The sequence below is a fragment of the Inquilinus sp. 2KB_23 genome (genome assembly GCF_052115705.1).
GTDB lineage: Bacteria > Pseudomonadota > Alphaproteobacteria > DSM-16000 > Inquilinaceae > Inquilinus > Inquilinus ginsengisoli_A.
This window is the reverse complement of record NZ_JBFRHF010000031.1, coordinates 26,411-46,830: the sequence shown is the minus strand read 5'-3', so window position 1 is coordinate 46,830 and position 20,420 is coordinate 26,411. Positions and strand designations below refer to the sequence as shown.

Sequence of the window (20,420 nt, the reverse complement as noted above, 5' to 3'; positions counted from 1 at the left end):
CGCAATGACGAGGAAGGAGCTGGCTACAGATACGCCAGCGGCGGGCTGGTTTTCTCGAGCCAGAGGCTGGTCTCGGGCGTGCCGGGCCGCAGCGGCAGCTTGCCGACCACGCCGGCCTCGAGCGCCGCCGTCATGCGGGTGGCGACGTAGTGGCTGGCGAAGACCGGCCGGAAACTGCCCCCGGCCAGCAGCGGCGCCACCACCTGCTGCTCGTTGTAGCCGCGCCAGCCCCATTCCGACGGGTACGGGTCGGGCAGGCAGATGTCGTGGATATGCACCAGCACGCCCGGCGGCAGGCAGGGCAGCACCTGGTTCACCAGGAAGTCCACATCCGTGCCGGGCATGGCGATGTGGCTGGAATCGATGAACAGGATGTCGCCCTCGGCGAGGTCGCGATAGGGCTCGGTCCCCGCCTCCTGCACCGTCTGCTCGAGATGGGTGACGCCGAGCTGGTCGATCGCCGCCCGCGGGGCCGGGTCGATGGCGGTGAATTCCATCGCCAGGTCGCCGTCGATCGCCGCCCGCACCATGAAGCGGGTGGAATGGCCGGAGCCGACCTCGACGATCCGGGCCGGCTGCCGCGCCCGCACCATGGAATAGGCGGCGGCGGCGTCGAGCCGGGCGAACCAGCCCTGGGACCAGCGCGGCTGCGGCGGCGGCGAATCGCGCTCGGTCTCGCCGATCGCCAGCAGCGCGTCGCGATAGCCGTCGATGACGTCGAGCACGGCCTGGAACACCGGCTCGGAAGAGCGGAACAGCGCCTCGTAGCCGGCATAGGGCAGGATCGTGTCCGGCACCTCGTCGGCATAGCTGCAGGGAATGAAGAAGCCCTTCGGCCGGCGGCCGAACAGCGTGGCAAGGCCAAGGCGCCAGCGTCGCAGGCGGCGGCCGAAATCAGGAGGTACAGTGGTCAAGGGTGCAACGTCATGCCTTCGTGGGCGACCAGCGTTCCGGGACGCCGACGGTCGGCAGCATCCGCGATCCGGTCCAGGAACGCGTCATCGTGATTGGGATCGTGGTGGAACAGGACGGCCCGGCCGACCCCCGCCGCATCGGCGAGGCGCAGCGCCTCCTGCCAGGTGGAATGGCCCCAGCCGACAAATCTCGGATACTCCTCATCCGTGAACATGGCGTCATACACCATGATGTCGGCCCCGCGAACGAAATCGACGATGACCGGGTCCGGCCCGTCCGGCCGATGCTCGGTGTCGGTGATGATGCAGATGCTCTTGCCCCCGACATCGATGCGGTAGCCGCAGGCGAGGTTCGGGTGGTTGAGCCAGCAGGTGTTGAGCTTGAGGCCCGGGAAGGGCTCCATCGGGGTGCCGCAGTCGAAATCGTGATACTCGCAGTCCTGGAAGATGCCGATCGGCACCGGGAACAGCGGCGCCATCATCGTCTCACACAACACCGAGTAGATCGATTTGTTCTGCGGCTTCAGGTGACCGGCCCAGAATCGCACCTTGCGGCCCTTGACGTAGGCCGGCTTGAAGAACGGCACGCCGCAGACATGGTCCCAATGGGTGTGGGTGAAGAAGACGTCGACCTCCGGCCGCCCCTCCTCCATCAGCCGGTGGCCGAGGTCGCGCAGGCCGGTGCCGCCATCGATGATCAGCAGGTCGTCGCCCCGCCGGATCTCGATGCAGCTGGTGTTGCCGCCATAGCGCATGTTGCTGGAGGCAGGACAGGCGATGCTGCCGCGCACGCCCCAGAACCGGAGCATCAGGTCGCTTGTCTTCGCCATCGGCGCGTCAGTCTGGCTCTCGGCGCGCGGGAAAATCTCCGTCACGTCCGAGGACGCCGGCGGAGGGAACTCTCGCGCACCGACTCTCGCGAGTCGAGGGAAAAGGTCTTTTCGGCATATTTATGGTGGAGCACGTCCAGCCGTCTGTGTCTGTGTCGTCCGTCACAGGCCCTGGCGTCACAGGCCCTGGCGTCACAGGCCCCGGGGTTCCCTGTCATGGGCCGGCCGCGGCGCCGAGGGCATAGCCGCCCGGCACGGTGAGCAGCAGCGCCGGCCGCGCCGGATCGGGCTCGATCTTGCGGCGCAGGCGATAGATATGGGTCTCCACCGTATGCGTCGTCACCCCCGAAGCATAGCCCCACACCGCATCGAGCAGCGCGTCGCGCGACACGGTGGCGCCGTCCTGCCGGCGCAGATGGCGCAGGATCGCCGCCTCCTTGGCGGTCAGCCGCACCTCGCGCCCGTCGGAGATGCGCACCAGGCCCAGCCCGGTGGGGTCGAAGCGGTAGGGCCCGAGATCCGGGTCCGGCCGGTCCTGGCCGCGCCGCGCCAAGGCGGCCCGCAGGCTGGTCAGGAGGACGCCGATCCGGATCGGCGGGCGCAGCACCGCATCGGCCTCGGCGAACGGCTCCGCCCGGTCGCCGATCGCCAGGATCGGGCCGGCCAGGCCAGCCGCGCGCAGGCCGGCGCACAGGGTCTCCGGAGTCGGGTCGGCCAGGGCGTCGTCGACGATCGCGGCGGCGAAATCGGCCGCCGCCACCGCGGCCAGCGCCGCCGCCGCCTCGGCCACCACGGTCGCGGCGAACTCCGGCGACGCCGCGAACTGCTCGCCGAGCAGCGCGCGCAGCGCAGCGCTGCCGCAGGCGACCAGCAGCGGCTTCCGGAGATCGGCGATGACGGAGAGGGTGTCAGCCATGGCGGGGCCAATCTAACATGCCGCGCGGCAATGGCGACGGAATGGAGCGAGGCGACATGGATTTCGAGGTCTCGCCCGAGGGCTGGGTCGATTGGGGCGCCGGGCGGCGGCGCTGCGCCCTGGGCAAAGGCGGGGTGCGGGTGGACAAGCGCGAGGGCGACGGCGCCACCCCGGCCGGCCGGTTCGCGCTGCGCCGCCTGCTGTACCGGCCGGACCGCGGCCCGGTCCCGGCCACCGCCTTGCCCGCCCTGGCCATCGCGCCCGCCGACGGCTGGTGCGACGACCCCGCCGACCCCGCCTACAACCGGCCGGTCCCCCTGCCCCACCCGGCCCGGCACGAGCGGCTGTGGCGCGACGACGCGCTGTACGACCTGGTGATCGTCATCGGCCACAACGACGACCCGCCGGCCGCCGGGCTGGGCAGCGCCGTGTTCATCCACCTGGCGCGGCCGGACTGGGGCCCGACCGAGGGCTGCGTCGCCCTCGCCCGGGCCGACCTGGTCGACCTGCTGGCGGCCGCCGCGCCGGGCGATTCGCTGGTGGTCAGGCCTCCGCCGGCCGATCGGCCGGCCGCTCTGGACTGACGCGGAGTCCGAACAGGGCGGTGCCGACCCGGACATGGGTGGCGCCGTAGCGCACCGCCGTCTCGAAATCGTCGCTCATGCCCATGCTCAGCACCGGCAGGCCGAGCCGCGCGGCGAGGTCGGCGAGCAGGGCGAAATGCAGGGCCGGCGGCTCGTCGACCGGCGGGATGCACATCAGGCCGCGGATCGACAGGCCGCACTCCTCGGCGCAGAGCCGGTGGAAGGCCTCGACCTCGCTTGGCGCCACCCCGGCCTTCTGCGGCTCCTCGCCGGTGTTGACCTGGATCAGGCAGTCGAGCCGCCGCCCGGCCGCCGCCATCGCCTCGGCCAGGCTGCGCGCCAGCTTCGGGCGGTCGACCGTCTCGATCACGTCGAACAGCCGCACCGCGTCCTTCGCCTTGTTGGTCTGCAGCGGGCCGATCAGCCGCAGCTGCAGGTCCGGATGCGCCGCCCGCCGTTCGGCCCAGCGCGCCTGCGCCTCCTGCACCCGGTTCTCGCCGAAGACCCGATGGCCGGCGGCCAGCGCGGCCTCGACCCGCTCCTCCGGCTGGACCTTGGAGACGGCGACGAGGGTGACCGCGGCGGGGTCGCGGCCGGCGGCGCGGGCGGCGGCGGCGATCCGCAAGCGGATCGCGGCAATGCTCTCGGCAAGTGTGATGGTCGTCATAGTGCGACAATCCAGCACAACGATGCTGCTTTGCAACGCCGGCCGCCGGATTGCGACCCGGCGCCGCTGTGGACGGACCGCATGGGACGGCCGGCCCGGGGCTTGAAACCCGCCCGGCGGTGCCCGCTTTCGCTGCGCCGCGAGAGATCGGATCCGGTATGCATTCTAAGCCTCTGATCACTCTGTTGCAATTGGACCACAGCTCCTGGCTTTTGTGACTTCTGTGCAACTTGCGGATTGTCGGGTGGCATGGCTGCCCCGTATAACCTGCACATCGACGCCATTCGCGCCCTGGCCGTGGTGTCGTCTTCGAGGGGACATCTAAGGGACATCCGGCCTTGCGGCCGCGTTAGGAGGTTTGGAAATGAAGAAGATTCTGCTCGGTGGTTCGGCGCTCGCCGTCGCCGCGATGGCGTCGGTGCCGGCCTCGGCCGCACTGGAAGTGAAGATCAGCGGTTTCGTTGGCTTCGAGGCCGCCGCGATTTTGGACACCTCGGGCACGGACGGCACCCGTGATCGCGACTATGATTTCGGCTCCACCGGCCGTCTGCAGTTCGACATCAAGAACGTGACCGATTCGGGCCTGGAATACGGCGCCCGCATCCGTCTGAACACGATCAACCGCAAGGACGGCGTCAACACCGACCGTACCTATGTCTACGTCAAGGGCGGCTTCGGCACGATCGTGTTCGGCGACGCGCCGGGCACGGGCGGCGACTTCGGCTACATCTTCGCGCACGACTCGGTGGTCTCGGGCATGGGCCTCGCCGGCAGCTTCGGCGACAACCTCGACGGCCGGTACAGCTACGGCGGCTCTGACTTCATGTCGCTCGACCCGACCTACCACTCGGGCCTCGGCAACGACACCAAGATCAAGTACTCCTCGCCGACCTTCGCCGGCTTCAGCTTCGGCATCGACTTCACCCCGGTCGTCGGCGGCAAGAGCCATTCCGGCCCCGGCGGCATCAACGACCTGACCAACGACGGCACCACGCTGTTCGAGAACGTCGTCACCGGTGCCTTCAACTACACCGGCGACTTCAGCGGCCTGTCGCTCATCGTCGCCGGCACCGCGACCTACGGCAACGGCGTCGGCATTCACGACACCCCGGGCTCGGGCCACTTCGATCTCGAGACCTACACCCTCGGCGCCCAGGTCGGCTCCGGCGGCATCACCGGCAGCGTGAACTGGGTCAACACCTCCAGCGGCTTCGCTGGCGGCGCCACCGACAAGTCGTTCAACACCGTCGCGGGCAGCTTGGCGTACCAGTGGAACCAGTTCGAGTTCGGCCTCGGCTACGCCTACACCTGGGCCGACAAGAACAACGACCTGACCGGCTCGTTCAGCAACGACGCCAACGACCTGAAGGACAACCACATCGTGTCCGGCACGGTCGTCTACAACATCGCGCCGGGCCTGAACACCTGGGTCGATCTGACCTGGGAGCGTCAGAACTTCCGCAAGCTGGGCGCCTTGGTCCAGAAGAGCAGCCTGGACAACACCGTCCTGAGCACGGGTGTGCAGCTGTCGTTCTGATCGGCTGACAATCCTCTGGCCTAAAACGAGGGAGCGGCTATGATGCCGCTCCCTTTTTCTATCTGGCGTGCCGCATGTCGCCGAGACTCCTGATCGCCCTGCTGACGGCCGTCCTGTCCGTTGCCGCCTGCTCCGACGACATCAAGGTGGGCCCAACCCCGGATATCGGCCCCGGGCGCGAGAAGGTCGCTCCACCCGGCCAGAGCGCCTTCGGCCCGAACGGGCTGACCTTCGGCCCCGGCGCCAGCAAGTCCAAGGACCTCGGCGAAGGCGCCATCCTGGGCGTGAACGCCTTCCTGTGGCGCGCCAGCCTCGACACCGTGTCCTTCATGCCGATCACCAGCGCCGACCCGTTCGGCGGCACCATCGTGACCGACTGGTACACGGCCCCCACCACCCCGGGCGAACGCTACAAGCTGAACGTCTACATCCTCGGCCGCGAGCTGCGCTCCGACGGCGTGCGGGTCAGCGTCTTCCGCCAGGTCCAGGGCAAGGGCGGCTGGTCCGACGCCCCGGCGCCCAACACCATGTCGGCAGCGTTGGAGGACACCATCCTGACCAAGGCCCGCCAGCTGCGCATCACCGGTCTCGAGAACTCGACGCCGCAATAGCCCCGCCGCAAGGTCGTTTCGAATCAGGGCGCCGCGGGATTGATCCCCGGCGCCCTTTCCTTGTAAATGCCTAGGCGGCTTTGCCTTGGCCCGGCCAAGGCAAAGCTGCATCGTTTTTGGCCTCTTCCGGCACCAGAGCATCGAGATGTCCCGCTACAACCACCGAGAAACCGAAGCGCAGTGGCAGGCCGTGTGGCGGGACCGCGGCACCTTCCGGCTCGAGACGCTCGGCGACCGGCCGAAATACTACGTGCTGGAGATGTTCCCCTACCCCTCCGGGCGCATCCATATGGGCCATGTCCGCAACTACACGCTGGGCGACGTGGTGGCCCGGCACCGCCGCGCGCTGGGCTGCGACGTGCTGCACCCGATGGGCTGGGACGCCTTCGGCCTGCCGGCGGAGAACGCGGCGATCGAGCGCGGCGCCCATCCGGCCGCCTGGACCTATGAGAACATCGCGGCGATGCGCGGCCAGCTGCAGTCGATGGGCCTGTCGCTGGACTGGGACCGCGAGATCGCGACCTGCCATCCCGACTACTACCGCCACGAACAGAAGATGTTCCTCGACTTCCTGAAGGTGGGCCTGGCCTACCGGCGGGACTCCTGGGTCAACTGGGACCCGGTCGAGAACACCGTGCTGGCCAACGAGCAGGTGATCGACGGCCGCGGCTGGCGCTCCGGCGCCCTGGTCGAGCGCCGCAAGCTGAACCAGTGGTTCCTGCGCATCACCGAATACGCCGACGAGCTGCTGGCGGCGCTGCCGACGCTGGAGCGCTGGCCGGAGCGGGTGCGGCTGATGCAGGAAAACTGGATCGGCCGGTCGGTCGGCGCCCGCGTCACCTTCCCGCTGCAGGGCCGTGAGGACGGGCTGGAGATCTTCACCACCCGGCCGGACACGCTGTTCGGCGCCAGCTTCTGCGCCCTGTCGCCGGACCACCCGCTGGCCGACGAGATCGGCCGCGCCCGCCCCGAGGTGGCCGAGTTCGTGGCCGAATGCCGCCGCAGCGGCACCAGCGAGGCGGCGATCGAGTCCCAGGAGAAGCGCGGCATCGACACCGGGCTGCGCGCGGTGCATCCGCTGGATCCCACGATCACGGTGCCGGTCTATGTCGCCAATTTCGTGCTGATGGAATACGGCACCGGCGCCATCTTCGGCTGCCCGGCGCATGACCAGCGCGATTTCGACTTCGCCCGCGCCTACGGCCTGCCGATCATCCCGGTGCTGTGGCCGGCCGGCGAGGCGCGGCCCGACGGCGCCGCCCTGGCCGAGGCCATGGTCCTGGCCGACGGCGTCTTCGACTACGACATCGGCCCGCTGACGCCGGCGAAGCCGGTCACGGTGGCCGAGGCCAAGGACATCGCCATCGCCGCCCTGCAGCAGCGCAAGGCGGGCGAGGGCACGGTGCGCTACCGGCTGCGCGACTGGGGCGTGTCGCGCCAGCGCTACTGGGGCTGCCCGATTCCGATCATCCATTGCGAGGCCTGCGGCATCGTCCCGGTGCCGGAAGACCAGCTGCCGGTGACCCTGCCGGAGGATGTGACCTTCGACCAGCCGGGCAACCCGCTGGACCGGCACCCGACCTGGAAGCATGTGGCCTGCCCGAGCTGCGGCGGCAAGGCGGTGCGCGAGACCGACACCTTCGACACCTTCTTCGAATCCTCCTGGTACTTCGCCCGCTTCTGCTCGCCGCGCAGCGACCAGGCCTTCGACCGCGCCGCGGTCGACCGGCTGCTGCCGGTCGACCAGTATGTCGGCGGCGTCGAGCATGCGGTGCTGCACCTGCTGTATGCCCGCTTCTTCACCCGGGCGCTGAAGCGCTGCGGCTATCTCGGGGTCGACGAGCCCTTCGCCGGGCTGTTCACCCAGGGCATGGTCACGCACCAGACCTATCGCGACCGCGACGGCGCGTGGCTGTACCCGACCGAGGTGTCGCGCGACGAGGCGGGCACCTGGACGACGCTGTCCGATGGCGGGCCGGTCACGGCCGGCCGCATCGAGAAGATGTCGAAGTCCAAGCGCAACACGGTCGACCCGCAGATCATCATCGACACCTACGGCGCCGATGCCGCCCGGCTGTTCATCCTGTCCGACAGCCCGCCGGACCGGGACATGGAATGGACCGAGGCCGGCATCGAAGGCGCCTGGCGCTACCTGCAGCAGCTGTGGCGGCTGGTGACGGAATGCCCGGTCGAGCTGCCGGCCGCCGGCACCCCGGTGCCGAACGGCTTCAGCCCGGCGGCGGAAGGGCTGCGCCGGGCGCTGCACCGGACCATCGCCGCCATGGGCGAGGACCTGGAGCGGTTCCACTTCAACAAGGCCGTGGCCCGCATCCGCGAGCTGACCAACCTGGTCGGCAAGATTGAGGGGACAGGGCAGGGCGAGGCCTGGGCGCTGCGCGAGGCGTTCGACGGCATCATCCGCCTGATCGGCCCGATGGTGCCGCATATCGGCGAGGCGCTGTGGCAGCATCTCGGCCATGACGGGCTGCTGGCCGACGCCGCCTGGCCGGAGGCGGATCCCGCCTTGCTGGTCGAGAACACCGCCACGGTCGCGGTCCAGGTCAACGGCAAGCTGCGCGCCACCCTGATCCTGCCGCGCGACGTGGACGAGGCGACGGCGCGGGACGCCGCCCTGGCCGACGCCAATGTCGCGCGCGCCCTGGAAGGCCGCACCGTCCGCAAGGTCATCGTCGTCCCGAATAGGATCGTCAATGTCGTGGGCTAACTGGGCTAGACGCGCAGCGCCGCTGCTGCTGATCCTCGCGCTCGGGGCCTGCGGGCTGCGGCCGCTCTACGGCACCAACTCGGTCGGCGCGGCGATGTCAGACCGGCTGGGGACGATCAGTGTCGGCGTCATCGGCGACCGGACCGGCCAGATCCTGCGCACCGAGCTGATCCGCACCCTGAATCCGCAGGGCCGGCCGGCCCAGCCGGCCTATGACCTCGGCGTCAGCGTGGCCGAGACCCAGCAGGACGTGAACATCGTCAGCGACCTGACCACGACCCGCAGGAACCTGACGCTGACCGCCAGCTTCGTGCTGACCGACCGCAAGACCGGCCAGCCGGCCTTCTCGGATTCGGTCAACGAGATCACCAGCTACAACATCCTGGCCGACCAATACACCACCCTGATCGGCGAGCGCGATGCGCGCGAGCGGGCGCTGCACGCCATTGCCGAGGACATCCGCACCCGCCTCGCGCTGTATTTCGACCGCCACCCGTGAAACTGCCGCCGAACCGGATCGACGGCTTCGTCCGCCGGCCCGAGCCCGGCATCCGCGCGGTGCTGCTGTACGGCCCCGATTCCGGGGCGGTGCGCGACTATGCCGACACCCTGGCGCGCGGCGTGGTCGACCCGCCGACCGACCCGTTCCGCGTCGCCGAGCTGGCCTCGGCCGAGATCGGGCGCGACCCGGCCCGGCTGGTCGACGAGGTCTTCGCCATGTCGCTGTCCGGCGGGCGGCGCCTGGTGCGGGTGCGCGACGCCACCGATGCCGTGGCGCCGGCGCTGGAGGCCGCGCTGAAGGGCGGCGAGAGCGACACCCTGATCGTGCTGGAGGCCGACGAGCTGACCCCGCGCTCGGCCCTGCGCAAGCTGGGGGAGGGGGCGGACACGGTCGCCACCATCGCCTGCTACATGCCGGATGAGGAGGCGATCGGCCGCTTCATCCACCGCCAGCTGGCGGATGCCCGGGTCGCGGTCGACGGCGAGGCCGAGCATCTGCTGGCGACGCTGCTGGTGGGCGACCGCCAGATCGCCCGGCGCGAGGTCGAGAAGCTGATCGCCTATGCCGGGGAGGGCGGCCGCATCGACCTGGAGGCGGTGCGGGCCAGCATCGGCGACGCCACCGAGCGCTCGCTCGACGACCTCGCCATGGCGGTGGCCGAGGGCGACCTGGAGGGGGTCGACCGCGCCCTGGCCAAGCTGCTGTCGGAGGGCGGCGAGGCGATCGGCATCCTGCGCGCGGTGCAGCGCCACTTCCTGCGGCTGCACCAGCTGGCGGTGATGATCGACGGCGGCGACGCGCCGGACGCGGCGATGGCGGCGCTGCGGCCGCCGGTGTTCTTCAAGGCCAAGGCGGCGATCCGCGGCCAGGCCCGGCGCTGGAACCAGGCCCAGCTCGGCGAATCCCTGCGCCGCCTGATCGACGCCGAAGCCGAATGCAAACGCACCGGCCGCCCGCCCGAGACCGTCTGCGCCGCGACGCTGATGGCGATCGCACGGGCGGCGGCGCGGAAAAGCTGAACGATTTCAGTTAGTTGCGTTGAAGGCCTCTCCGCCCTTACCTGTCATTGCCCGGCTTGACCGGGCAATCCAGGGGCCACCAAGGGCCGTTCTGGCCGTCCCTGGATGCCACGGTCAAGCCGTGGCATGACAAAGGAGGGGAGCGCGGTCCTTCCCCTCGTCATTGCGAGCGCAGCGAAGCAATCCATCGGGCCGCTCGTGCGGGACCATGGATTGCTTCGTCGGCTGCGCCTCCTCGCAATGACGGAGGGGCTGGCTGGGCGGGCATGGTCCGGACTGGATCGATCGTACGCATTGCCTCTCCCGCCTGGCGGAAGAGGCACGTGAACGGCGCCGCCTACCCCCGCAGCCGGCGCATCAGGTCGCTGAACTGGTCGAGATCGGCGTAGTGGATGCGCATCACGCCGCTGGTCTTGGTGGTGGCGTCGATCGCCACCTTGAAGCCCAACCGGCGCTGGATGTCCTCCTCCAGCGCCACCAGGTTGGCGTCGCGCACCGGCCGCGGCGGGGCAGGGGGCTGGTCGCGGCCGTCGCGGGCCAGCTGCTCGGTCTGGCGGACGTTGAGCCCCTTGGCGACCACCTTCCGCGCCGCCGCCTCCGGGTCCGGGCAGCCCAGCAGGGCGCGGGCGTGGCCGGCGCTGAGCAGGCCGTCCTGCAGCATCGCCAGCACCGTGTCCGGCAGGTCGAGCAGGCGCAACGTGTTGGCGATGTGGCTGCGGCTCTTGCCCACCTCGCGCGACACATCCTCCTGGGTCAGCGCGAATTCGGCGATCAGCCGCTGATAGCCCTCGGCCTCCTCCAGCGCCGTCAGGTCCTGGCGCTGGACGTTCTCGATGATCGCGAACTGCAGCGCCTCGCGGTCCGACATCGGCCGGATCACCACCGGCACCTCGTGCAGCTTGGCCTTCTGTGCCGCGCGCCAGCGGCGCTCGCCGGCGATGATGTGGTAGCGGTCGGTCTTGCCCTCGACCGGCCGCACCAGGATCGGCTGCAGCACGCCCTGGGCCTTGACCGATTCGACCAGCCGGTCCAGCTCGGCCTCGTCGAACTTCCGTCGCGGCTGGAACGGGCCGGGGCTCAGGAACTCGACCGGCAGGCTGCGCGGCGCCCGATGCGACTCCGGCGTGCCGGCGGCGGCGATGTCGGCCTCGTCGGCCTCGCCGAACAGGGCGTCGAGGCCGCGGCCCAGGCTGGCGCGGCGGCGGGGGGTGGTTTCGGCCGCGCTCATGCAGCACTCCTCTGTTCTTCGCGCTTCAGCATCTCGGAGGCGAGGTGGATATAGGCCTGGGCGCCGGCCGAGGCGAGGTCGTAGACCAACACCGGCTTGCCATGCGACGGCGCCTCGGAGACGCGGACGTTCCTCGGGATCACCGTCTCATAGACCTTGGCGCCGAGATGCTGGCGCACGTCGCGCGCCACCATGTCGGACAGGTTGTTGCGGCGGTCGTACATGGTCAGCACGATGCCCTGCATCTCGAGCGCCGGGTTGAAGCCCTTGCGCACCCGCTCGATGGTCCGGATCAGGTGGCTGAGGCCCTCGAGCGCGTAGAACTCGCATTGCAGCGGCACCAGCACCGCATCGGCCGCGGTCAGCGCGTTGAGAGTGAGGAGGCCGAGCGAGGGCGGGCAGTCGATCAGGATGTAGTCGTAGCCGTCGGCGCCCGGCCGCAGCGCGCTGCGCAGCCGGTATTCGCGGCGCACCGCCTCGACCAGCTCGATCTCGGCGCCGGCGAGGTCGACCGAGGCCGGCACCAGCATCAGCCCCGGCACCTCGGTCGGAACCGACGCCTCGGCCACGGCGATGCTGCCGAACAAGAGGTCGTAGGAGCCCAGGCCGCGCTTGGCCCGCGGCAGGCCGAAGCCGGTCGAGGCGTTGCCCTGGGGGTCGAGGTCGATCACCAGCACCCGCTTGCGCACCGCGGCCAAAGCGGTGGCCAGGTTGATGGTGGTGGTGGTCTTGCCGACGCCGCCCTTCTGGTTGGCGATGGCGATGGTGCGGGTGACGCGCGGCCCATCGGCCTGCACGCTTACGGTCTTCGTGTGCGCGTCGTCAGCCACGGGCGAACCCCTCGATGCGGATGAGCACGGCCTCGGGATCGGTCCGGCTCGGATGGAGGTCGACGGTCATCTTCGGCGATGCGGCCGGGCCGGTCAAATGAACGCCGGTCAAATCGGCAGCGGCCAATTCGGCCTCGGCGGTGCGGCCCTTGGGGAAGATCGCGACCGTGTGCGGCCCGGCGAAGCGCGCGGCATGGCCCAGCAGGACGGGCAGGGGGGCCAAGGCGCGGGCGGTCACCACATCGGCGACGAAGGGTGCGACCTGTTCGATCCGCTTGGCGTGCACCGTGACCGGCGCCGATGTTTCACGTGAAACAACGCGCAGGAACTCGGCCTTGCGCTGGTCGCTCTCCACCAGATGGGTCTCGAGGCCGGTGGCCAGCGCCAGCACCAGCCCGGGAAAGCCGGCGCCGCTGCCGAGATCGACCAGCACGCGGGCCCCGGCCGGGATCAGCGGCACCAGCTGCAGCGAATCCTCGAAATGCCGGCGCCGCAGATCGGCCAGCGTCGACGGCGCCACCAGGTTGATCGCGCCTTGCCACTTGCGCAGCAGCGTCTCGTAGCGATCGAGCTTTTCGGCGAGGTCTGGGGGGAGGGGGGCGACTTCAAGGGCGGCGGTCATGATGGCCTCAGCCCCCCTTTCGTCATTGCGAGGAGGCGAAGCCGACGAAGCAATCCATGCCCGCTCTGGRCTGCACGATGGATTGCTTCGCTGCGCTCGCAATGACGAGGGAAGAGGAGACGGCCGCGCTCAAGCCCTGGCACGACGGTCATCCCCCTCTCGCCGGACATGCTTCAGCAGCGCCACCAGCGCCGCCGGGGTCACCCCGGGCAGCCGCGCCGCGGCCCCCAGCGTCGGCGGGCGCGAGCGCTTCAGGATCTGGCGGATCTCGGTCGACAGGCTGCCGATGGCGTCGACGTCCAGCTCCGGCGGCAGGGCCAGCCCCTCGTCGCGGCGGAAGGCGCGGATGTCGGCCTCCTGGCGGTCGAGATAGCCGGAATACTTGGCCTCGATCTCGACCTGCTCGGCCACCACCGCCGGCCACTCCGCCAGCTCCGGCCAGATCGCCGACAGGGCGGCGAGGTCGATCTCCGGCAGGCGCAGCAGGTCCATGCCGTCGCGCCGGACGCCGTCCTGGTTGACCGCCAGCCCGTGGCGCCGCGCCTCGGTCGGGGTCAGCGACAGCTCCCGGATCCGGCCCCGCGCCGCCTCCAGCGCCGCACTCCTGCGGGCGAACAGCGCCTGGCGCTCGGCCCCGACGCAGCCGGCGGCGATGCCCTTGGCGGTCAGCCGCTGGTCGGCGTTGTCGGCGCGCAGCACCAGCCGGTATTCGGCGCGCGAGGTGAACATGCGGTAGGGCTCGGGCACGCCGCGCGTCACCAGATCGTCGATCATCACCCCGGCATAGGCCTCGGCCCGGTCGAGGACCAGCGGGTCGCTGCCGGCCACGGCGCGGGCGGCGTTCAGCCCGGCCAGCAGCCCCTGGGCCGCGGCCTCCTCATAGCCGGTGGTGCCGTTGATCTGGCCGGCCAGGAACAGCCGCGGCACCGCCCGCAGCATCAGCGACCGGTCGAGCTGCCGCGGGTCGACGAAATCGTATTCGATGGCATAGCCGGGGCGCAGGATCACCGCCCGCTCCAGCCCCGGGATGGCGCGCACCAGCCCCTCCTGCACGTCGCGGGGCAGGGAGGTGGAGATGCCGTTGGGGTAGACCGTCGGGTCGTCCAGCCCTTCCGGCTCCAGGAAGATCTGGTGCCGCTGCTTGTCGGCGAAGCGCACCACCTTGTCCTCGATCGAGGGGCAGTAGCGCGGCCCGACGCTGTCGATCTGGCCGGAATACATCGGCGCCCGGTGCAAATTGGCGCGAATCAGGTCGTGCCCGGCCGGGGTGGTGTAGGTGATGAAGCAGGAGATCTGCGGCACCGTGATCCGGTCGGTGAGGTCGGAGAACGGCACCGGCGGGTCGTCGCCCTTCTGCTCCTCCAGCGCCGCCCAGTCGATGGTGCGGCCGTCGAGCCGCGGCGGCGTGCCGGTCTTGAGCCGGCCGAGGCTGAGGCCGAGCCGGTGCAGCGTGTCGGCCAGGCCGATCGACGGCGCGTCGCCGACCCGGCCGGCGGGGATCTGCTCCTCGCCCATATGGATCAGGCCGCGCAGGAAGGTGCCGGTGGTCAGCACCACGGCGCCGGCGGCCAACGTCCGGCCATCGGCCAGGACGACACCGGAGACGGCGCCGGCCGAATCGAAGGTCAGGTCCTCGACCGAGCCGGCGACGAGGTCGAGATCCGACTGCTCGGCCAGCACCGCCTGCATCGCCTGGCGGTACAGCTTGCGGTCGGCCTGGGCGCGGGGCCCGCGCACCGCCGGGCCCTTGCTGCGGTTGAGGACGCGGAACTGGATGCCGGCGCGGTCGATCACCCGGCCCATGACGCCGTCCAGCGCATCGATCTCGCGCACCAGATGGCCCTTGCCCAGGCCCCCGATCGCCGGGTTGCAGGACATCTCGCCGATCGAGTCGAGCCGCTGGGTGACCAGGGCGGTGCGCGCGCCGAATCGGGCCGCCGCCGCGGCGGCCTCGCAGCCGGCATGGCCGCCGCCGACCACGATCACATCATATCTGTTGAGGGGCCGTTCCATGGCGGCGGACTTTACGGAGGCGGCGGGGCAGGGTCAAATGCGCCCGACGAAAAAAGCCGATGTTTCACGTGAAACATCGCGGACTCGAGGAAATCCACCCGGTGCTGTCCATCGTCTCCGCCCTCGCCAGCGCCGCCTTCGCCCTCGGCACCGCCCTGACCCTGCCGATCGCCGGTCCTGCGCCGGCCGTGGCGTCACCCGCGGCGGAGATCGAGTTCCGGCTGGCGGAGACCGCGCCGGGGCCGGGGCTGACCCGGTTCGACCGCGACGACCAGGCCGTCTACCTTCACCCGGAGGTTCTGATCTCCGCGGCGGACATCGCCTCCGCCGACCAGAAGGTCGACCCGCTGTGGGGGCAGCCGGTGGTCTCGCTGGTGCTGACCCCCGCCGGCCGCGACCAGCTGGCCCGCATCACCACCGGCCATGTCGGCCAGGCCCTCGCCATCGTGGTGGACGGATCGCTGCTGACCGCCCCGATCATCCGCGAACCGATCCTGGCCGGCGGCCTGCAGATCAGCGGCCTGGACAGCCTGGAGCAGGCCACGGACCTGGCTCGTAGACTCGACGGGGCCGCGGACAAGCCCGGACGCTCGCTGGCCGAGGCGCTGGAGGAGCGGTTCGGGCTGCGGTGAGTGACGGCCGATGTTTCACGTGAAACATCGGAAGGGGTGGCTCTGGGTCTGAGATGGATTGCTTCGCTGCGCTCGCAATGACGGGGAGGGGTGAGAGGCCGCCCCAAAAGCCGTCATTGCGAGGAGGCAACGCCGACGAAGCAATCCATGGCGCCGCACGAGCGGCTTGGGCCGGGCCTCGCCCCACCCGGGCAACCCCCACTGATGTTTCACGTGAAACACTCACTTGCCGATGCAGAAGCTGCCGAACAGCAGGTCGAGCATGTCCTCGATGTCGACCCGGCCGGTGATGCGGCCGAGGGCGCGCAGGGCCAGGCGCAGGTCCTCGGCCGCCAGCTCCGGCAAGGGCGCGGACGGCACCCGGGCCAGGGCGTCGGCGGCATCGAGCAGCGCCGCGCGGTGGCGGGCGCGAGTCAGGGCGGGGGAGCCGTCGCCGGTCAGCCGGCGCTCCACAGCCTCGGCCAGTACGTCGAGCAGGCGGTCGAGGCCGGCGCCGCTGCGCACCGAGATCGCGATCTCGTCCGGCGCCAATACGGCATCAGGTGCCCGGTCGATCTTGTTGGCGACGCGGATCGCATCCGGCCCCGGGCCCAGCGCCGGGTCGAACGGGGCGGCCGCCGCGGCATCGCGGATCACCAGCCGGAGATCGGCCTCGGCGGCGCGGCGGTGGGAGCGGCGGATGCCCTCGGCCTCGATCGCGTCGGTGGTGTCGCGCAGGCCGGCGGTGTCGGCCAGCACCACGGGAAAGCCGCGCAGGTCGAGCGCGACCTCGACCACGTCGCGCGTGGTGCCCGGCCGGTCGGAGACGATGGCCGCGTCGCGCCGGGCCAGGGCGTTGAGCAGGCTGGACTTGCCGGCATTGACCGGGCCGAGGATGGCGATGTGCACGCCGTCGCGCAGCCGCTCGCCACGGCCGGCGTCGTCGAGATGGTCGGCGATGGCGGCGGAGACTTCGGCGACGATGGCCTCGGCCTCGGCGGCAAGGTTCGGCGGCAGGCCCTCATCCGGGAAGTCCAGCGCCGCCTCGGTCATGACAAGGGCCCGCATCAGCCCGGCGCGCCAGCCCTCATAGAGCCGGCCGAGCGCGCCGCCGAGCTGGCGCAGCGCCTGCAGCCGCTGGGCCCGGGTCTCGGCATCGACCAGGTCGGCGACCGCCTCGGCCTCGGTCAGGTCCAGCTTGCCGGCCTGGAAGGCGCGGCGGGTGAATTCGCCCGGCTCGGCCGGCCGCAGCCCGTCGATCCGCGACAGCGCCTCGATGACGCCGCGGGTCACGGCCCGGCCGCCATGCAGATGCAGCTCGGCGACATCCTCGCCCGTGTAGCTGGCGGGGCCGGGGAACCACAGCACCAGGCCGCGGTCGAGCGCCGCGCCGTCGGCCGGGTCGCGCAGCTCGGCCAGGGTCGCGACGCGAGGGGCGGGCAGGGGGCGCCGGGTCAGGGCGGCCAGCGCCGGCCCGGCCCCGGGGCCGGAGAGCCGCAGCACCGCCACCCCGCCGCGCCCGGCCGGGGTAGCGGGGGCGAAGATGGTGTCGCGGGCGGTCATGGTGTGGCGGTCCGGGAGGGCGATGTTTCACGTGAAACATCCCATAACGAGTCCCCCCTCCCCCTGCGGGAGGGGGCTAGGGGGAGGGGGTTCTCTCGGCCCGAGCGGATCGGCGGCAACGGCACTCCTCGCCTGCAGGTGCCCAGGTTTCCGCGCGCGGACGCGCGCAGACCCCTCCCCCTAACCCCCTCCCGCAAGGGGAGGGGGGACTTAATTTGATCGTCCATCACGTGAGTATCTGTGATCAGGACTTGCCGCCCTTGGTGCCGCCGGTCATGCCTTGCCAGAAGGCGCGCTGCAGCGTCTCGAAGCCTTCGATACTGGCCGGCAGCCAGGTCTTCATCAGCGCCTCCGGCTCCATCGCCGCGAGGTTGGCGCGCATCCGGGTCTCCAAATCCTTCATCAGCGCCTGCTGCATCGGGGCGACATCGGGCAGGCCGAGGAACGTGCGGGCCTCCTCCGGCGTGCAGTCGATATCGACGGTGACTTTCATTTGATGTCTCCGGGCATAGGATGCCTTCGGGTCGGGTTGGCGGCGTCGGCAATCCGCGAGAGTATAGCCACGAAGCCGGTGATTGGCCGCAAGGGTCGTCACACACAGGAACAGGTCGCATGCCGAACCGTCTTGCCCAAGAGACCAGCCCCTACCTGCTGCAGCACGCCGACAACCCGGTGGACTGGCAGCCCTGGGGGGCCGAGGCCTTCGCCCGGGCCCGCGCCGAGAACAAGCCGGTGCTGCTGTCGGTCGGCTACGCCGCCTGCCACTGGTGCCACGTGATGGCGCATGAGAGCTTCGAGGACCCCGCGGTGGCCGCCGTGATGAACGAGCTGTTCGTGTCGATCAAGGTCGACCGCGAGGAGCGGCCGGATGTCGACACCCTCTACCAGTCGGCGCTGGCGCTGCTGGGCCAGCAGGGCGGCTGGCCGCTGACCATGTTCCTGACCGCCGATGGCGAGCCGTTCTGGGGCGGCACCTATTTCCCGCCGACCAACCGCTGGGGCCGCCCCGGCTTCACCGACGTGCTGCGCGCTTTGGCCGACACCTATGCCACCGAGCCGGAGAAGGTGACCGGCAACGTCACCGCCTTGGCCGAGGCGCTGGCAAAGCAGTCGGAGAACCGGGCCGGCGCCGGGCTGGACCGCGACGTGCTCGACGAGGTGGCGGAGCGGATGGCCGGCCAGATCGACCCGGTGTGGGGCGGGCTGCGCGGCGCGCCTAAATTCCCCCAGCCCGGAATCCTCGAGCTGCTGTGGCGCGGCTGGCGCCGTACGCGTCATGCTGGGTCGGGCCGTACGCCTTGGCGCGACGCGGTGCTGCGCACGCTGACCGCGATGAGCCAGGGCGGGATCTACGACCATCTCGGCGGCGGCTTCGCCCGCTACTCCACCGACGAGGAATGGCTGGCGCCGCATTTCGAGAAGATGCTGTACGACAACGCCCAGCTGGTCGGCCTGCTGACCCTGGCCTGGCAGGAGAATCGCGACCCGCTCTATGCCGCAAGAGTGGCGGAAACCGTGGCCTGGATCGAGCGCGAGATGATCGCCGAGGGCGGTGCCTTCGCCGCCACGCTGGACGCCGACAGCGAGGGCGAGGAGGGCCGCTTCTATGTCTGGAGCGAGGCCGAGATCGACGCCGCGCTGGGCGACCGGTCGGCCGTGTTCAAGCACACGTACGACGTCTCGGCCCATGGCAATTGGGAGGAGAAAAACATCCTCAACCGCCGGCATCACCCGGCGCTGGGCGACGATACGGCCGAGGCGGCGCTGGCGGCCGACCGGGCCGTACTCCTCGACCTCCGGGGGGCACGCGTACGGCCGGGCTGGGACGACAAGGTGCTGGCCGATTGGAACGGGCTGATGATCGCGGCCCTCGCCCGTGCCGCCCAGGCCTTCGACCGGCCGGACTGGATCGCCCTGGCCGAGACCGCCTTCGCCGCCGTGGTGCGGCAGCTCGGAGATGGCGATCGCCTCGCCCATGCCTGGCGGCGCGGCAGGGCGACCGCGCCCGGGCTGCTCGATGACTATGCAGACATGGCGGCGGCGGCGCTGGCGCTGCACGAGGCGACGGAGCATGCCGCCTATCTCGAAGACGCCAGACGCTGGACCGCGGTGCTCGACAGCCATTTCTGGGACGATTCGCGCGGCGGCTATTTCATGACCGCGGATGACGGCGAGGCGCTGATCGTCCGCACCAAATCGGTCTATGACGCGGCGGTGCCGGCCGGCAACGGCACCATGCTCGGGGTGCTGGCGCGGCTGCACCTGCTGACCGGCGACCGGCGTTACAGCCAGCGCGCCGAGGCGCTGGTCACCGCCTTCGCCGGCGAGCTGCAGCGCAACTTCATCCCGCTCGCCACCTGGCTGAACCATGCCGAGGACTGGATGGAGCCGCTGCAGGTCGTGGTGATCGGCCCCCGGGACGACCCCGCGACCGTGGCGCTGCTGCGGGCGGTGCACCGCCGGTCGCTGCCCGGCCGGCTGCTGCTGCGGCTGGACCCCGGCGCGGCGCTGCCGGAGGGCCACCCCGCCGCCGGCAAGACGATGCTGGACGGGCGGCCGACCGCCTATCTCTGCCGCGGGCCGGTTTGCCAGGCGCCGGTGACCACGCCGGAGGCGCTGCTGGAGCTGATCGGGTCATGAAACGCGCCGCCGCCCCGGCCGACCGGGCCACCGCCACCATCGACACCCCGGTCGGGCCGGTGCGGATCACCGTGGCCGGCGGCGTGGTGGCCGCGGTCGACCACACCCAGGATCCGCCCGACGACGCGCCGCCGAAGGACAAGCTGCTGCGCAAGGCGATCCGGCAGATCGAGGAGTATTTCGCCGGCAAGCGCCGCCGCTTCGACCTGCCGATGGCCCCGGCCGCCAGCCCGTTCCAGGCGCGGGTGCGGCAGGCGGTGATCGACATCCCCTATGGCGAGGCGGCGTCCTATGGCGGCGTGGCGCACATCCTGAACAGCGGCCCGCGCGCGGTCGGCCAGGCCTGCGGCCGCAACGACCTGGTGCTGCTGGTGCCCTGCCACCGCGTCATCGGCGCCGGCGGCAGCCTCGGCGGCTACGGCAGCACCTCCGGCCTGGAGCGCAAGCGCCGGCTGCTGGCGTTCGAGGGGTATGAGGGGCGGTTCTAGGACGGCCTTGGAGGAGAGGCCCCTTCCTCACCCGTCATTGCGAGCGCAGCGAAGCAATCCATGCCAGACCCCGCCACCCGGCCCCGCGGCCTCGCATGGATTGCCGCGCCCCTGCGGGGC

General features: G+C 70.9%; 19 protein-coding genes. 9 read left to right on the top strand and 10 right to left on the bottom strand.

What is annotated here, in order from left to right:
* Window positions 1-23 precede the first annotated feature (23 nt).
* The 3 genes from AB4112_RS30405 to AB4112_RS30395 form a co-directional block, all read right to left on the bottom strand.
* Window positions 24-914: a class I SAM-dependent methyltransferase gene (locus AB4112_RS30405; RefSeq protein ID WP_441725125.1), complete on the bottom strand. Its 891-nt coding sequence runs from the start codon at window positions 912-914 to the stop codon at window positions 24-26.
* Window positions 911-1,744, bottom strand: a complete 834-nt coding sequence (locus AB4112_RS30400; RefSeq protein WP_309800787.1) for an MBL fold metallo-hydrolase — start codon at window positions 1,742-1,744, stop codon at window positions 911-913. Before AB4112_RS30400 ends, AB4112_RS30405 begins: the two co-directional genes overlap by 4 nt.
* Window positions 1,745-1,958: 214 nt before the next feature.
* Entirely contained in the window at window positions 1,959-2,660 is a 702-nt protein-coding gene (locus tag AB4112_RS30395; RefSeq protein WP_309800789.1) for a response regulator transcription factor, read from the bottom strand.
* Window positions 2,661-2,716: 56 nt separating this feature from the next.
* On the opposite strand from AB4112_RS30395, the gene AB4112_RS30390 reads away from it, so the two are divergent.
* Window positions 2,717-3,244, top strand: coding sequence for a L,D-transpeptidase family protein (locus AB4112_RS30390; RefSeq protein ID WP_441725120.1), 528 nt, complete (start codon window positions 2,717-2,719; stop codon window positions 3,242-3,244).
* Here the strand turns inward: AB4112_RS30390 and AB4112_RS30385 are convergent.
* Window positions 3,204-3,911 carry a YggS family pyridoxal phosphate-dependent enzyme gene (locus AB4112_RS30385; RefSeq protein ID WP_441725117.1) on the bottom strand — a complete coding sequence of 236 codons (708 nt, stop codon included), beginning with the start codon at window positions 3,909-3,911 and terminating at the stop codon, window positions 3,204-3,206. The genes AB4112_RS30390 and AB4112_RS30385 overlap by 41 nt on opposite strands.
* 364 nt (window positions 3,912-4,275) lie before the next feature.
* Between AB4112_RS30385 and AB4112_RS30380 the strand changes: the two genes are divergently transcribed.
* The 5 genes from AB4112_RS30380 (at window position 4,276) to holA (ending at window position 10,305) form a co-directional block, all read left to right on the top strand.
* Entirely contained in the window at window positions 4,276-5,448 is a 1,173-nt protein-coding gene (locus tag AB4112_RS30380) for a porin (RefSeq protein ID WP_309800794.1), read from the top strand.
* Window positions 5,449-5,522: 74 nt separating this feature from the next.
* Window positions 5,523-6,059 carry a DUF3576 domain-containing protein gene (locus AB4112_RS30375; RefSeq protein WP_309800795.1) on the top strand — a complete coding sequence of 179 codons (537 nt, stop codon included), beginning with the start codon at window positions 5,523-5,525 and terminating at the stop codon, window positions 6,057-6,059.
* A gap of 145 nt (window positions 6,060-6,204) precedes the next feature.
* Window positions 6,205-8,784, top strand: coding sequence for a leucine--tRNA ligase (leuS, locus tag AB4112_RS30370; protein ID WP_441725112.1), 2,580 nt, complete (start codon window positions 6,205-6,207; stop codon window positions 8,782-8,784).
* Window positions 8,771-9,283, top strand: coding sequence for an LPS assembly lipoprotein LptE (gene lptE, locus AB4112_RS30365; protein ID WP_309800798.1), 513 nt, complete (start codon window positions 8,771-8,773; stop codon window positions 9,281-9,283). Before leuS ends, lptE begins: the two co-directional genes overlap by 14 nt.
* A complete protein-coding gene (gene holA / locus AB4112_RS30360; RefSeq protein WP_441725107.1) occupies window positions 9,280-10,305 on the top strand; it encodes a DNA polymerase III subunit delta in 1,026 nt (341 codons plus the stop codon). The genes lptE and holA overlap by 4 nt, the downstream gene beginning before the upstream one ends.
* A gap of 337 nt (window positions 10,306-10,642) precedes the next feature.
* Here holA and AB4112_RS30355 read toward each other — a convergent pair whose 3' ends face one another.
* The 4 genes from AB4112_RS30355 to mnmG form a co-directional block, all read right to left on the bottom strand.
* Window positions 10,643-11,533, bottom strand: coding sequence for a ParB/RepB/Spo0J family partition protein (locus AB4112_RS30355; RefSeq protein WP_309800801.1), 891 nt, complete (start codon window positions 11,531-11,533; stop codon window positions 10,643-10,645).
* Window positions 11,530-12,363, bottom strand: a complete 834-nt coding sequence (locus AB4112_RS30350; protein WP_441725102.1) for a ParA family protein — start codon at window positions 12,361-12,363, stop codon at window positions 11,530-11,532. The genes AB4112_RS30355 and AB4112_RS30350 overlap by 4 nt, the downstream gene beginning before the upstream one ends.
* Complete coding sequence (gene rsmG / locus AB4112_RS30345) at window positions 12,356-12,985, bottom strand: 16S rRNA (guanine(527)-N(7))-methyltransferase RsmG (RefSeq protein ID WP_441725099.1); 630 nt, start codon at window positions 12,983-12,985, stop codon at window positions 12,356-12,358. Before rsmG ends, AB4112_RS30350 begins: the two co-directional genes overlap by 8 nt.
* A gap of 129 nt (window positions 12,986-13,114) precedes the next feature.
* Window positions 13,115-14,998: a tRNA uridine-5-carboxymethylaminomethyl(34) synthesis enzyme MnmG gene (gene mnmG, locus AB4112_RS30340; RefSeq protein ID WP_441725096.1), complete on the bottom strand. Its 1,884-nt coding sequence runs from the start codon at window positions 14,996-14,998 to the stop codon at window positions 13,115-13,117.
* Between the two features lie 68 nt (window positions 14,999-15,066).
* On the opposite strand from mnmG, the gene AB4112_RS30335 reads away from it, so the two are divergent.
* Complete coding sequence (locus tag AB4112_RS30335) at window positions 15,067-15,630, top strand: SecDF P1 head subdomain-containing protein (RefSeq protein ID WP_441725093.1); 564 nt, start codon at window positions 15,067-15,069, stop codon at window positions 15,628-15,630.
* A 222-nt stretch (window positions 15,631-15,852) separates the two neighbouring features.
* On the opposite strand, the gene mnmE is transcribed toward AB4112_RS30335, so the two are convergent.
* On the bottom strand, window positions 15,853-17,172 hold the full coding sequence (gene mnmE, locus AB4112_RS30330; protein ID WP_441725090.1) for a tRNA uridine-5-carboxymethylaminomethyl(34) synthesis GTPase MnmE: 1,320 nt from the start codon (window positions 17,170-17,172) through the stop codon (window positions 15,853-15,855).
* A 244-nt stretch (window positions 17,173-17,416) separates the two neighbouring features.
* Window positions 17,417-17,665: a DUF6489 family protein gene (locus AB4112_RS30325; RefSeq protein ID WP_309800812.1), complete on the bottom strand. Its 249-nt coding sequence runs from the start codon at window positions 17,663-17,665 to the stop codon at window positions 17,417-17,419.
* A 119-nt stretch (window positions 17,666-17,784) separates the two neighbouring features.
* Between AB4112_RS30325 and AB4112_RS30320 the strand changes: the two genes are divergently transcribed.
* Both AB4112_RS30320 and AB4112_RS30315 read left to right on the top strand, forming a co-directional pair.
* A complete protein-coding gene (locus AB4112_RS30320) occupies window positions 17,785-19,812 on the top strand; it encodes a thioredoxin domain-containing protein (RefSeq protein WP_441725087.1) in 2,028 nt (675 codons plus the stop codon).
* On the top strand, window positions 19,809-20,300 hold the full coding sequence (locus AB4112_RS30315; protein ID WP_441725084.1) for a methylated-DNA--[protein]-cysteine S-methyltransferase: 492 nt from the start codon (window positions 19,809-19,811) through the stop codon (window positions 20,298-20,300). The genes AB4112_RS30320 and AB4112_RS30315 overlap by 4 nt, the downstream gene beginning before the upstream one ends.
* The last annotated feature ends 120 nt before the right edge of the window (window positions 20,301-20,420 follow it).